Annotated in this window: 14 protein-coding genes; 13 read left to right on the top strand and 1 reads right to left on the bottom strand. The window is 65.2% G+C overall.

The window, feature by feature from the left end:
* The first annotated feature begins 32 nt into the window (after window positions 1-32).
* The 10 genes from ACZBJS_RS29485 to ACZBJS_RS29440 are packed head-to-tail and all read left to right on the top strand — an operon-like array spanning window position 33 to window position 8218.
* On the top strand, window positions 33-1709 hold the full coding sequence (locus ACZBJS_RS29485) for a GspE/PulE family protein (protein ID WP_463439628.1): 1677 nt from the start codon (window positions 33-35) through the stop codon (window positions 1707-1709).
* A gap of 4 nt (window positions 1710-1713) precedes the next feature.
* Window positions 1714-2925 carry a type II secretion system F family protein gene (locus ACZBJS_RS29480; RefSeq protein ID WP_316398116.1) on the top strand — a complete coding sequence of 404 codons (1212 nt, stop codon included), beginning with the start codon at window positions 1714-1716 and terminating at the stop codon, window positions 2923-2925.
* A 17-nt stretch (window positions 2926-2942) separates the two neighbouring features.
* Entirely contained in the window at window positions 2943-3461 is a 519-nt protein-coding gene (gspG, locus tag ACZBJS_RS29475; protein ID WP_316398117.1) for a type II secretion system major pseudopilin GspG, read from the top strand.
* Between the two features lie 15 nt (window positions 3462-3476).
* The gene (locus ACZBJS_RS29470) at window positions 3477-3941 is read left to right on the top strand and encodes a prepilin-type N-terminal cleavage/methylation domain-containing protein (protein ID WP_316398118.1); all 465 of its coding nucleotides are present in this window, start codon (window positions 3477-3479) and stop codon (window positions 3939-3941) included.
* Window positions 3907-4326 (top strand): prepilin-type N-terminal cleavage/methylation domain-containing protein, encoded by a 420-nt coding sequence (locus ACZBJS_RS29465; protein WP_463439627.1) that lies wholly within the window; start codon window positions 3907-3909, stop codon window positions 4324-4326. The genes ACZBJS_RS29470 and ACZBJS_RS29465 overlap by 35 nt, the downstream gene beginning before the upstream one ends.
* On the top strand, window positions 4323-5030 hold the full coding sequence (locus tag ACZBJS_RS29460; protein ID WP_316398120.1) for a PulJ/GspJ family protein: 708 nt from the start codon (window positions 4323-4325) through the stop codon (window positions 5028-5030). The genes ACZBJS_RS29465 and ACZBJS_RS29460 overlap by 4 nt, the downstream gene beginning before the upstream one ends.
* Window positions 5030-5944 carry a type II secretion system minor pseudopilin gene (locus ACZBJS_RS29455; RefSeq protein WP_316398121.1) on the top strand — a complete coding sequence of 305 codons (915 nt, stop codon included), beginning with the start codon at window positions 5030-5032 and terminating at the stop codon, window positions 5942-5944. The genes ACZBJS_RS29460 and ACZBJS_RS29455 overlap by 1 nt, the downstream gene beginning before the upstream one ends.
* Entirely contained in the window at window positions 5944-7017 is a 1074-nt protein-coding gene (locus tag ACZBJS_RS29450; protein ID WP_229190383.1) for a PilN domain-containing protein, read from the top strand. The genes ACZBJS_RS29455 and ACZBJS_RS29450 overlap by 1 nt, the downstream gene beginning before the upstream one ends.
* Window positions 7014-7577, top strand: coding sequence for a type II secretion system protein GspM (gene gspM / locus ACZBJS_RS29445; protein ID WP_316398122.1), 564 nt, complete (start codon window positions 7014-7016; stop codon window positions 7575-7577). Before ACZBJS_RS29450 ends, gspM begins: the two co-directional genes overlap by 4 nt.
* The gene (locus tag ACZBJS_RS29440; protein WP_463439626.1) at window positions 7574-8218 is read left to right on the top strand and encodes a hypothetical protein; all 645 of its coding nucleotides are present in this window, start codon (window positions 7574-7576) and stop codon (window positions 8216-8218) included. The genes gspM and ACZBJS_RS29440 overlap by 4 nt, the downstream gene beginning before the upstream one ends.
* Before the next feature lie 20 nt (window positions 8219-8238).
* On the opposite strand, the gene ACZBJS_RS29435 is transcribed toward ACZBJS_RS29440, so the two are convergent.
* Window positions 8239-8676, bottom strand: a complete 438-nt coding sequence (locus tag ACZBJS_RS29435; protein WP_316398124.1) for an A24 family peptidase — start codon at window positions 8674-8676, stop codon at window positions 8239-8241.
* A gap of 298 nt (window positions 8677-8974) precedes the next feature.
* Here ACZBJS_RS29435 and ACZBJS_RS29430 point away from each other — a divergent pair, with 298 nt between their 5' ends.
* The 3 genes from ACZBJS_RS29430 (at window position 8975) to ACZBJS_RS29420 (ending at window position 13428) form a co-directional block, all read left to right on the top strand.
* On the top strand, window positions 8975-9760 hold the full coding sequence (locus ACZBJS_RS29430) for an EfeM/EfeO family lipoprotein (RefSeq protein WP_092080432.1): 786 nt from the start codon (window positions 8975-8977) through the stop codon (window positions 9758-9760).
* Window positions 9757-11133 carry a cytochrome c peroxidase gene (locus ACZBJS_RS29425; protein WP_463439625.1) on the top strand — a complete coding sequence of 459 codons (1377 nt, stop codon included), beginning with the start codon at window positions 9757-9759 and terminating at the stop codon, window positions 11131-11133. The genes ACZBJS_RS29430 and ACZBJS_RS29425 overlap by 4 nt, the downstream gene beginning before the upstream one ends.
* Window positions 11134-11376: 243 nt before the next feature.
* A complete protein-coding gene (locus ACZBJS_RS29420) occupies window positions 11377-13428 on the top strand; it encodes an alkaline phosphatase family protein (protein ID WP_410469796.1) in 2052 nt (683 codons plus the stop codon).
* The last annotated feature ends 87 nt before the right edge of the window (window positions 13429-13515 follow it).

Raw genomic sequence — 13515 nt, 5'->3', positions numbered from 1 at the left:
CTGATCCGGGATAGTGTGGCGGGATATCGAGAATGGCCAACGACCTGTCCGTTCGGTTCGTGGATTATCTGCGTCAGAACAATCACCTGGCGCCGAGCGATGGACCGGCTGAGCGGACCGGGCAGGGCGCCGATGTCAGGCAATTGAAGCTGTGGGAGGTCACCAGCCTCTCCCCGACCGAATTCGCCGACGAAGCCGCGCGCTTCTTTGCGCTCGGCCGCCTGACGCTCCAGGAGATGACCTCGGCCGAACCGCTGGCCGGGGCGTTCTCGCCGCGCTTCCTGCGCGAGACCATGGTCTATCCGTGCCGGGCGGCCGACGGGACCACGGTGCTCGCGGTCGTCGACCCGACCGATCAGGCGACGCTGCGCGCGGCACAGATCGTGCTTGGCGCTGATATCAATGTGAAAGTGGCATCGTCGGAAGACGTCGCCATCGCGCTGAACAACTCTTCCAGCACTGAAGAGGCCGAGGCCGCCGATAGCGCGGTGGCGCTGCCCCGCGAAGACGACATCGAGAGCCTGCGCGATCTCGCCAGCGGCGCGCCGGTGGTGCGCGCGGTCAACGATCTGATCGAAAAGGCGGTCGAGCTTCGCGCCAGCGACATCCATATCGAGCCGTTCTCCGGCGGGCTGATGGTGCGCTTACGGATCGATGGTCTGCTCCGGCCGGTCGCCGCGCTGTCGGGCGTGCTGCCCCAGGCGGTGGTCTCCCGCATCAAGATCATCGCCAACCTCAATATCGCCGAGCGCCGCCTGCCGCAGGACGGCGCGGCGCGGCTGCGGGCCGGTCGCACCGACATCGATATCCGCGTCGCGATCATGCCGACGCAGCACGGCGAATCCTGTGTCATCCGCATCCTGCCCAAGGATCGCGGCTTGCTGGTAGTCGAAAAGCTCGGGTTCTCCGAGCCTGACGAAGCCAAGCTGCGGCGGCTCCTGAAGCTGCCGCACGGCATGGTCGTGATCACGGGACCGACCGGCAGCGGCAAGACCACGACGCTGGCGACGATCCTGTCGATCCTCAATGAGCCGAGCCGCAAGATCCTGACCATCGAGGATCCGGTCGAATACGAGCTTCCCGGCGTCAACCAGTCCCAGATCAAGCCCGCGATCGGCCTGACCTTCGCCACCGCCCTGCGGTCCTTCGTTCGCCAGGACCCTGACGTGATCATGGTCGGTGAAGTCAGAGATTCCGAGACCGCGCATGTCGCGGTGCATGCGGCGCTGACCGGGCATCTGGTGCTGACGACGCTGCACACCGAGACCGCGGCTGCCGCGGTGCCGCGTCTGCTCGACCTCGGGGTCGAAGGCTATCTGTTGCGTTCGGTGCTGCGCGGCGTGATCGCGCAGCGTCTGGTCCGGCAACTCTGCGAGCGCTGCAAGACGGCGCGGCCGCTTGCAACAGCCGATTTCGCCGAGGACCCCCGGCTCGCCGCGCTCGGCTTCAAGGCCGACGAGATCATTCACGAGCCATGCGGCTGCGAGCGCTGCGGCGGGACCGGCTATCGCGGCCGCCTCGGCGTGTTCGAACTGCTCGAACTGTCCAATGAACTGCGCGAACTGATCGGGGAGCGAACCGACGGGCTGAAGATCGATACGATGGCGATCCGCTCGGGCATGACCACGATGCTCGACGACGGGGTCGCCAAATGCCGCGCCGGATTGACCTCGCCCGCCGAGATCCTCCGCGTCGCAACGGTGCGGTGACGCCGTGCCGAATTATCGCTATCGCGCTCTGACCCAGGCCGGCGAGATCGTGAACGGCACGATCTCCGCCCCGACGGCGGCCGAGGTGGCGCGGCGGATCGAATATCTCAAGCTGCTGCCGATCGAAACCACCGAGGACAAGCGCGCATCCGGCGCCGTCGGCGCCCGCAGCCTGTTCGGCGGGCCGAGCGCGGCCGAGGTCACTACGTTCACGCGTGATCTCGCACTGCTGCTCAAGGCCGGTGCGCGTCTCGACGATGCCTTGGAGCTGCTGTCGGGCGACGTGGACGTGGGCCGGATGCGTCCGGTGGTGGCGAAAATTCGCGCCGCCCTGCTCACCGGCGAGAGCTTCGCCGACGCGGTCGCCGATCATCCAACCCTGTTCCAGCCGATGTACATCGCCCTGGTCCGGGTGGGAGAAATCTCCGGCACGCTCGATTCTGTGCTGGAGATGCTGGGCACCGAGCGCGCGCGTTCCGAGCAGATGCGGCGCAAGCTGACCGACGCCATGCAATATCCGGCCTTCGTGCTGGTCGCGGCGTCCGGCGTGATGCTGTTCTTCCTGCTGTTCGTGCTGCCGCAATTCTCGACCGTGCTCGGCGATTTCGGCGGCAAGTCGGACACGGCGCTCGCCAGCTTCATCGCGGTGTCGGATTTCCTGCGCGCCAATGCCACCGCGGCAAGCCTGATCAGCGCGGCGACGATTGCGCTCGCATGGTGGCTGTTGCGGCAGTCGGGCGTCCGCGCCGCGCTGGTCAACGCCATCTCGCGGGTGCCGGGCATCAGCAGCGCCTTCCAGTTCTATCGCGCCAGCCTGTTCTGCCGCAATCTCGGCGTCCTGCTCGGCAGCGGCGTCAACCTCACCGCCGCGTTGCGCATCCTGGTCGACATCATGTCAGTGACCGGAAGCGAGGCGAACTGGACCGCCGCCGCCGACCGCGTCCGCCATGGCGGCAAATTGTCGGAAGCACTCGCCGTGGCGGACAGTCTGCCGCCGATGGCGGTCCGCATGCTGCGGCTCGGTGAAGAGACCGGGCAGCTGCCGGTGCTGGCCGGGCGGGTCGCGGAATTCTACGAAGCAAAATTGCAGCGCAGCCTGGACCGGGTCGTCGGCATCGTCGGTCCGCTGGCGATCATCACGATCAGCACCGTCGTCGGCGGACTGATCGTGTCGGTCATGACGGCGCTGCTCTCGGTCACGCAGCTAGTCGGTTAGAGCAGGGGTCATCGGCCATGATATCGCGCAACACCATCATAAAGGCATTCGCCACGCGAGTGGAACGCGCTCGCGCGCCGTCGCAAAGCCAGAGGCGTTCGGGGCAGGAGGGCTTCACGCTGGTCGAGATGCTGGTGGTGATCGCGATCATCGGCCTGATCATGGGGCTGATCGGCCCGCGCGTGCTCAACTATCTCAGCGAATCCAAGGTCAAGACCGCGCGCATTCAGTTGCAGAGCTTCTCCAGCGCGCTCGACCTGTTCTATCTCGACGCCGGGCGCTTCCCGTCCACGGCTGAGGGGCTTGCCGCGCTGGTGCGGCGCGCGCCGGGGGTCGCGGCCTGGAACGGCCCGTATCTGAAGGGCGGCAACGTGCCGAACGATCCCTGGAACCACCCCTATCTCTATCGCTCGCCCGGCGAGCACGGACCCTATGACATCGTCTCCTACGGCTCCGATGGTCAGGAAGGCGGCAGCGGCACCTCGGCCGATATCTCGCTCGAGAAGACCACCGCCGCCAACAACAACGACCAGTAAGGATGCATCGCAAGCATGAGTGACGCGACGCACCGCGGTTTCACCCTGCTCGAGATGGTGTGCGTGCTCGCCATCATCGCGCTGCTGGCGGCCGTGCTGCTTCCGTTCATTCCGCACCAGACCTCGCGATCGCGCCTGCAGGCCTATGCGTTGCAGACCGCGACGCTGCTGAAGGCGGATCGGAATGCCGCCATCGAGCGCAGCACCAGTGTTGCGACGCTGGTCGATGCGCCGAGCCGGGTGATCCACTCCGGCGCGTCGCGCATGACGGTGCGGATCCCCGAAGACGTGCGGTTCGATGCCGTGCTGCCGCAGAGCTGTCAGCGCCGCGCCGCACTGTCGACGATCCACTTCTTCGCCAATGGCGGTTCCTGCGGCGGCTCCATCGCGCTGACGCGGCTCGATGCGGGATATGAGGTCCGCGTCAACTGGCTTACCGGAAGGGTTGAAATCGTTGCTCGCGACGTCGCCGCCAACTAACCGCACTGATGCGGGGTTCACCATCATCGAGGTGCTGGTGGCGCTGGCGCTGGTGGCCGTCTCGATCGTTGCGATCGGCGCCGTCATGGGCGTCAAGACGCGCGGCGTGCGGGCGCTGGAGCAGCACGTGGCGCTGATGCAGGCGGTGCGCACCTTGATGACGGTCGGCATCCCGCCCCGCGCGGAATTGCAGTCGGGCACCTCGACGGGGCAGGCGGAGGGCTACCGCTGGACGATTGATGTCAGTCCGCTCGGTGGCAACTGGAAAGTGCCCGAGGGCAATGTGCCCTGGGCTCCGGAGCTGGTACGGATTCGCGTCAAATCTCCGGGCGGTGCGCTGTCCGACATTCGCACCGTGCGCCTGATGCCGAGGTCGTCGGAATGACCCGGGCATGGGCAGACCAGCGAACGGGCGAGCGCGGCTTCACGCTGATCGAGACCATCGTCGCGCTGGCGCTGATGGGGCTGTTGCTGTCGGCGCTCGCCAGCATCACGGCGCAGTGGCTGCCGAGCTGGAACAGGGGCCTCGACCGGATCCAGCGCAGCGAATTGATCGGGATCGCGCTGGAGCGGATCGGCGCCGATCTTGCGGCCGCGGAGTTCGTTGCCGCCAACCGCGACAGCCACAAGCCGCTGTTCGACGGATCGGAGTTGTCCGTGATGTTTGTGCGCACGTCGGTGGGGCCGAATGCCGGGCCGGGGCTCGACGTGGTGCGCCTTGGCGAGACGCGCGATCGCGGCGAGTTCGTCACGGTTCGCACGCAGACGCGGTTCACGCCGCTGGCTGACGGGGTGTCGCGGTCGGAACAGGTCCATCTCGCCAGCCCGGTGGTGCTGCTGCGCGCGCCCTATCGGCTGTCGTTCGCCTATGCCGGTGCTGACCGGGCCTGGAAGAGCGCGTGGAAGGACGCGGACAGACTGCCGGCGATGATCCGGCTGACCGTGCGCGACGCGGCGAGCCAGCGCGTCCTGTCGGTTTCGACCATCGCGCCGGTCCATGTCCAGATTCCGAGCGACTGCACCAAGCCGGACGGCAATTGCGGCGACAAGCAGAGTTCCGGCAGTGCCACCGATCAGGGGAAGACGTGATGGGCGCGTCCGGCAAGATCGGCCGATCGCCGGCCAATCGCGGTTTCGTCATCGTTGCGGTGCTCTGGATCCTGCTGGCGCTGTCGTCGCTGGCGATCATCTTCTCGGCCTATCTGGCCGCGTCGGCGCGCGCGCTGGCGGCCAGCGATCTGTCGTTGCAGACCGAGGCGCTGGTGTCGGCCGGGGTTGAGCTCACCGCCTATCAGCTGACGCTGACGGACGAGAAGACGAGGCCGCAGCAGGGGACGTTTCATTTCGGTCTCGACGATGCCAGCGTCGATGTCACCTTCACGTCGGAGGCCGGCCGCCTTGATCTGAATTATGCATCGAAGGAGATGCTGATCGGCCTGTTCGTCGTGCTCGGTGCCCGCAAGGACGCCGCCGCCGAATATGCCGACCGGATCGTCGGCTGGCGAACCCGGCCCGCGCCGGGCAGCGAGAACGTGGAGGCGGCGCGCTACAACGCGCTTGGCTATTCGCCGCGGCAGGGGCTGTTCACCCATGTCAACGAGCTGGCGCTGGTCGCCGGCATCCCCGAAGCGTTTGTCGATCGCGTGTTGCCATTCGTGACGGTGTTCAACGGCGGTCCGGACGTTGATCCGACCATTGCCGCGCCGGAAGTCGCTCTCGCCGTCGATAAGGCACCGGGGAAGGACCAGGACGGCTTCGGGGCGCGCCCGGCTTCGCCGAACGGAATCGCTGCCGGAACGCAGGCCCCAAGCCAGCAAAGCGCGGCATCGACGGCGCAGAGCCCGTGCTACCGGATCGCAATCTCGATCCGCTTCCGCAACGGTCACCGGACCACATCCGAGGCGGTGATCGCACTCGGTGACAAGGTCGAGCCCTATCGGGTGTTGTCCTGGCAAAACGACGTCGAGGCGCGAATTACGGCTCTGCCGCGCAGGAGAGGTTGATGGCAATGCTTGCCGAGGCACGGCAATGGTTCGAGCAATGGATCGCCGCGGTCGCGACGGCCGTCGACGGCGTCGCCGGCATGTTCATGCGCCGGCGCAGCATCGAGCTCGACGAGAATGGCGATGGTACGTTCACCGCCCGCCTCGCGGTCTCGAAGGATGGCTCGCCTTCGATGCCGGTTTCGTTCCGGCTCGATCACGATGCGCCGCAGCCTCCGCTGCCGGCGGAGTGGAAGACCGCGTTCGACGGCAGCCGCATCGAGGTGCGTTTGCGATCGGATCAAATCGTCAGCCGCGTGCTCGATTTCCCGAGCCAGGCAAGCGACTTCCTCGACGGCATGATCCGCGCACAGGTCGACCGGCTGACTCCATGGAGCGCTGCCGATGCCGTGTTTGGCTGGAGTTCGCCGCAACCGATCGCCAATGACCGCATCGAAGTCGCGTTCGGCGCGACCGCGGCGGCGAAGGTCGATCCGTTGATCCGGATGGCGAGGATGCTCGGCGCCGCCTCCGTCGCGGTCTTCGCGCCGGCGGTTGGCGGCGACGGCGCCGCGCAGCAGGTGACGCTGCTCGACAAGTCGCTGCGCGGCCTTGCCGGGCCTTCGGTTCCGCGCCTGTTGCGCGTCGGCCTGGTCTCGACAGCGGCCGCGGCCGCGGGCTCGCTGCTGCTGAACATCTATCTCGGCGGGCGGCTGCAATCCGAGCAGGACGATCTGCAACACCGGATCGCGCAGCGCCGCGCCGCGCTGCGTCTCGATGCCAATGGCGACTCGTCCGGGCTCGGCCTGCTGGCCAAGCGCAAGCAGACGACGCCGTCGAGCGTCATGGTCCTGGAAGCGGTCTCGCGCGTGCTGCCCGACACGACCTATGTGACGGAACTTCGCATCGAGGGCAACAAGGTGCAGGTGGTGGGGCTGACCCAGGATGCGCCGTCCCTGATCCGGCTGCTGGAACAGTCGCCGCAATTCACCCGCGCGACGTTCTTCGCGCCGACGACGCGCGCGGCGAATGAATCGGCCGAGCGGTTCCACGTTGAGGCCAACATCACTGCTTATTTTGGGTCCGGCTCATGAGCGCAGCATCCCGATCGCTGACCGCTGTCAGCACCTCGCCAATGGTCGCGACCGCGAGCTATCTCGGCCTGTTCGTGCTGCTGCTCTTTGTCGTCATCTCGTCAATCTCCGACATCATCGGCCTGCGCAGCGATGTCGCGGCAGCGGCCGGAATGCTCGAGCAACTGGAGGGGAGATCCAGGGCGAATACCGCGCCCGGTCAGCCGCCGATGCCGACCGGCTCGGCCTATCTCGAGGGGGCGACCGTCACGGTGGCCGGCGCCACCTTGCTGCAACGGGTGTCGGGTGCGGTGATCAAGGCCGGCGGCAACGTGCTGTCGACGCAGCTCGACGTTCCGAACGCGCCGGCCAAGGCCGGCTTCATCAGCATGGTCGCGAGCAGCGAGATCGAGCAAGCGCAATTGCAGCAGGTGCTCTACGATCTGGAAGCCGGCATGCCGTTTTTGTTCATCGACCAACTGGTCGTGCAACCCGTCGCCGACGAGGCCGCCAAGGGCGCCGATCCCGGCAAGCTGCGCGTGCTGCTCGGCGTCTCCGGACAATGGCGAGGAGCCAAATGATGCGACGCTTCGCTGCGACCATCGTGCTGTTGGCGGTGTCGGCCTATTCGGCGCCGGCTGCGGTGCCTGCCTCGTCCGGCGATGCATTGGACGCCGGGATGCTCGACGATACACGCCTCGGTGGACCGGTGCTGAGTTCACCGCCGCCGTCCGAACCGGTGACGTCGGTCCGGGTGGCCCCGTCGCCGGCACCGACACCCCGGCCGCTCAGCGCCAATCCGTTGTGGGGCATCCCGCTCAAGACACTGTCCAACACGCGCGACCGGCCGGTGTTCTCGCCGTCGCGGCGACCGCCACCTGCCGTCGTTGCGGAACCGGAGGTCAGCAAGCCAGCGCCGCCGCCGCGCAAGGTCGCGATCGAGCCACCGCCGCTGTCGCTGGTCGGCACGATTGCGGGAGATGACGAAAGCTTCGGGATCTTTCTCGATCAGTCGAACAAGACGGCGCTGCGGCTGAAGATCGGCGATGACTTCCAGGGATGGAAGCTGCGGTCCATCAACGGCCGCGAAGTCACGATGCAGAAGGACGATCAGGGGGCAGTGCTCACATTGCCCCAGCCCGGCGGCGACGAGAGCGGCGATGTCCGCCTGGTTCCGGTCAGCACCGAAAGGAAGCCCTTGGCCGCGCGGCGCCAGATGTGACCGCGCGTCGGACCGAGATGCTAGTTCAACGCGAGCCAGCTCTGAAGGGCCGGCGTCACGAGAAGCCCGAGCGCCAGAAACGGGCCGAACGGGATCGAGGTCTGGCGCTTCATCTCGTGACCTGCGAGTTGCAGGCCGCCGGCAACACCGAGCGCCGCGAGTGCCGCGATCAGCAGCAAGGTCGGAACGCCTGTCGCGCCGACCCAGATCGCCGCGGCGGCAAGAAACTTGACGTCGCCAAGTCCCAATCCGTCGACTTGCCGCAAGGCGAAGTAAACACGCTGCAATAGAAGGAACACGATGCCGACCAGGACCGCGATCGCCATGGCGGTGAAGGCGGCCATCGTGCCTTCGGTGACGACGACGTTGGCGAGACCGAGCGCCGCGATCGCAAGGTTCAGCCAATTCGGGATGATGCCGTGGCGAAGATCGATCAGCGCGACCGCGCAGCAAAGCATGCAAAGCGCGCCGTAAGATCCGATAAAATAGAGAGCTTCGCGATCAATCTGCATGGCGACGGACAAGTGTGACGGGTGCGAACGTTGTGTTGCAACAACTCACGCGCGTTGAACAGTCCAATTTCAATCCGTCTGCAGCAGTGCGAACGAGTTTGCAAAATTGTGATCGTCATCGACGATCGCAAAGCAGAAAAGATGCGACAAAAAGTCTGCGCTGTCACAAATCCGCATAGGATACCGACAATAGTTCGCCCCGCTACATGCCGCGAGCCCTTCGTGGCAGACGAGTGGGTTGACTATGCACAAGATGCAAGTGGCGGCGTGCCTTGCTTTGCTGGCAGCGTTCGCCGGCGTGCGCGCCGCGAATGCCGGCGCTCTCGAGGAGGGCGCCGAGCGCTACCGGCCATATTTGATCGAGGGCGTCGCCAGTGCGCTGACAGGCGCGCGTGCGCTGCGCGAGCGCGCCGCGGCGGCGGATTTGCCCGGAGCGAAGAAGGCCTGGCTGTCGGCGCGCGCCGGCTGGGAGCGCTCGGAGGTGTTCACCGCGGGCTTCGTGCCTGAGCTTGACGCGCAGATCGACGCCTGGCCCAACGCGGACAGCGGGTTCCACGCCATCGAGGCGAAACTGTTCGGGGCTGCCAGCACCGACGTTGCCACCGATGCGACCGGCCTTGTCGAGCATCTGAACGATCTCCACGGCAAGCTCAAGGATATCAAGCTGACGCCGCAGGGCCTTCTGGATGGCACGGTGCGGCTTGCCTACGAAGTCGGAGAGAGCAAGGCGGATGGCGGCGAGTCGCGCATCAGCGGCACCTCGCTGGACGACATGCGCAACAACATCGCCGGCATCGACTTCGCCTACCACACGATCTTTTCGGCCGCGCTCAACACGGTCGACGGCAAGCTCGACGAGATGGTAACCAACCGGATCGAACAGCTCGAAGCGATTGTCGCCACGCCCGACCTGCCGCATGTCAACATTGCCGAACTGCGCCAGACCAGTGAGGAACTGGTGGTTGCGCTGCAGAGCGCCTCGGCAAAGCTCGGGCTGCAGCGGCCGACCCTGGAGGCCCAGGCGCGATGACATCGCTTCACCTGCGTCTGGCCACGCTGCTCTCCGGTGTCATCGCCCTGGCACTGCTCGGGCGTGCGGTGGCGTTTCCGGTCGACGGTGACAAGACCGTGCTGCCTGTCGCGACCGAACTGAACGAGGATGCGCTCGACAAGCCGCGCGAGGTGTTCCAGTCCGAGCGGACCGGAGCCAAGTCGTATCTGGTGAATCTCGGCGATCTCGCATTCAATTCGCCCGGGCTGCTCGGTGACGTGGCGCGGCAGGCCGGCGTGAGCTGCGGCACCTGCCACGTCAATGGCGCGAATAACGCCAAATTCTTCATGCCGAAGATGTCGAGCCGGCCCGGCACGTTCGACACCACCGGTCCGCTGTTCAATCCGAAGGCCAACAATCTGGCGTTCGATCCCGTGCGGATCCCGAGCCTGCGCGGCGCCCGCTATCTTGCGCCCTACGGCGCCGACGGCCGCTTCGCCTCGCTGCGCGACTTCGTCCACAACGTCATCACCAACGAGTTCGCAGGTCCCGAGCCGTCGCCGGCAACGCTCGATGCGATCGTGGCGTATATTCACGACATCGACTTCCTGCCCAATCCGAGCCTTGGTCCCGCCGGACGGCTGGCCGGCAAGATCAGCGACGCGGAGCGCCGCGGCGAAGCGCTGTTCGCGAAGCCGTTCCCGCACGATCCATCATTGAGCTGCGCGGGATGCCACGTTCCGTCGTCCGGCTTTGTCGATCACCAGCAGCACGATGTCGGTTCGGGCGGACTGTTCAAGACGCCGACGCTGCGCAATGCCGATTTCAACGCGCCGTACTTTCACGACGGCCGCTTCGACAATTACGACCAGGTCGTCGATTATTTCGACCGGACCTTTCAGCTCGAGCTCTCGGCGCAGGACAAGGGCGACCTCGTCGCCTATCTCACGGCAGTCGGCGATGGCGTTCAGCCCTATGAGCGCGCCGGCGCCGGGGCAACGCTGAAGGAGATCAACGATTTCTCGACGGTGCTCGCGACCGCGATTCCGTCCGGTGACAAGGACATCGTCGCGCTGGCGGTCGATACGATCGGCCGCGAGTTGCGCGAGTTGACCGAGCAATATCCCGACCGCAAGAACACCAGCGTCTCGGGCGGCGAGCAGCAGCGCGTACTTGCGCGCAACGGCCTCAAGGAGCTCGTGCTCACGCTGCGGCGAATCGAGATGGCGGCTGCGGCAGGGCGCAACGCGGATGCCGCAACCGAGTTCAGGAATTATCGCAATCTGATGGCTGCTGCAGTGCCTGCGCTGTTGGCCAGCGCCGAGCCATGGTCGCTATTCAATCAAGGCGTGCATGACCAGCATTATGCTGCGCTTCGCCAGGTGATGCGCTCCAAGCACCTTTCGCACTGATTGCGTTGTATTGAAGTGATTTTGCGATCTGCGCTGCGGCGCGGATGCTCGATCAATTTTCGATCATTGGTTGCATGATTGAATCGTGGAGATGCACCGCGCGGCGGCAGATGTCTCCTCAGAAAATATTTGAACGTTTCGAAATTTCTTGCGCGCTTTCATGTAAGCGAAAACCATGCGTCATATTGTCGCACTAAGCAGTGTGTGTTGCTAACCGCAAACACCCTGAGGTCGACAATGAGTTTGAATTACAAAAAGCACTGGCGAACCAGCACCGCGCTCTGCATCGCGTCAACGGTGCTCGTCGCAACGGCCGCATATGCCGCTCACTATCCGGGCGGTCGCAGTGATTGGGACAAGCGTCCGCATCACAATCACCAGGCGCACGAAGAGGGCGATCGTGCGAATCATGAGAACCATGGCCATCATGGTGACGGCGATCACGGCGTGAAGACCGCGTCGCCGATCAAGCACGTCATCATCCTGATCGGTGAGAACCGCGGCCTCGATCACACCTTCGGTATCTACAAGCCGAAGGGCAAGGGACAGACCATCTCCAACCTGTTGTCGAAGGGCATCGTCAACGAGGATGGAACGCCGGGACCGAACTTTGCGCAGGCGCAGCAGTCCTCGGTCGCGGGCCAGCCCTTGTACTATATCGGCGCACCGACCATCGCGAAGTCGCCCTACAACGCGACCAACCCGATGCCGCAGCCGAACACGGCCGGCACGCCGACCGCGCAGAGCGACACCGCGCCCCCGTTCAAGACGATCGCCGAAGCCAGCGTCGAGAAGGACATGGACCCGGCCGATCTCGATATCCTCACCACCGGCTTCAGCGGCCTGCCGACCGGTGTGCTGGATACCCGCATTCCCGGCGCCGGCGGTCTGAACGGACCGTTCCAGTTGCAGGGTGAGCAGATCAGCGACGACGACTACACCGGCGACTCGACGCATCGCTTCTACCAGGATTGGCAGCAGGAAGACTGCAGCGCCGCCAACGCCACCAAGAAGAACAATTCGGGCTGCCTGAACGATCTGTTCCCGTTCGTGATGGCGACCTATTCGGCGTCCAACAAGAGCATGGCCAACTCGATGGGCTACTACAACGCCCAGCAGGGTCAGGCTCCGGTCCTGAAGATGCTGGCCGACCGCTTCACCCTGAGCGACAACTTCCACCAGTCGTTCCATGGCGGCACCGGCGCGAACCACTTCATGCTCGGTACCGGTGACGCGGCCTTCTGGAGCGACGGAAAGGGCAATCCGGTGACGCCGCCGGCCAACCTGATCGCCAATCCGAATCCGGTCGCGGGTTCGGTCAACCGCTACACCGTCGATGGCAATTGGAGCAATTGCTCTGATGTCTTCCAGCCCGGCGTCAAGCCGATCGTCACCTACCTCAACAATCTGCCATACGCGGCGGAGCCGAACTGCAAGCCCAACCACTACTACATGCTCAACAACGTCAACCCGGGCTATCTGCCGAACGGCGCGCTGTCGGGTGGCAACAACGTGCCGCCGTCGTCGGTTCGCACGATCGGCGATGCGCTCATGGAGAAGAACGTCTCCTGGGCGTTCTACGGTGGCGCGTTCAACGACGCCGTGGCGCTTTCCAACGCCGCGGTTGCCGCCAATCCGTCGAACCCCAACCTCAGCGCCGCTGCGGTCGCCGATCCGGCGCACGCGCTCGGCGTTGCCTACTGCCAGATCTGCAATCCGTTCCAGTATGCGACCTCGATCATGGCTAACCCGGCCGTGCGTCAGGCTCACATGAAGGACACTGCCGATCTGATCACGGCGATCCAGAACAACACGCTGCCTGCGGTGTCGTTCGGCAAGCCGGACGGCCTGCTCGACGGTCATCCGCAGAGCTCGAAGGTTGACCTGTTCGAGGCCTATGTCCTGAACGTGCTCAACTCGCTGGACAACAACCCGGAGCTGAAGGCTGAAACCGCTGTCTTCATCACCTGGGACGAGGCCGGCGGCTATTGGGACTCCGGCTACCAGCAGTCCATCGACTTCTTCGGCGACGGACCGCGCATTCCGACCCTGATCCTTTCGCCCTATTCGACGGGCGGCAAGGTCAACCACAACTACGCCGACCACGTTTCGCTGCTGAAGTTCATCGAGCGCAACTGGGCTCTCCAGCCGCTCACGAACCGCAGCCGCGACAACCTGCCGAACCCGACCTACTCGAAGAACAACGAGTATGTTCCGACCAACAGCCCGGCATTGTCTGATATGTTCGACGCGTTCGACTTCAGCAAGCCGGTCACGTTGTCCTACACCGAGTGATCAAGCTCTCGCCCACGGCGAGGTCTTGACTGCGTCCAAGGGCGGCGCCGATCGAACCAATGGTTCGGTCGGCGCCGTCATGTTCTG

Source organism: Bradyrhizobium sp. KZN70725, assembly GCF_055264925.1.
The sequence above is the reverse complement of the archived record's forward strand: the minus strand, read 5'-3'. Positions and strand labels throughout refer to the sequence as shown.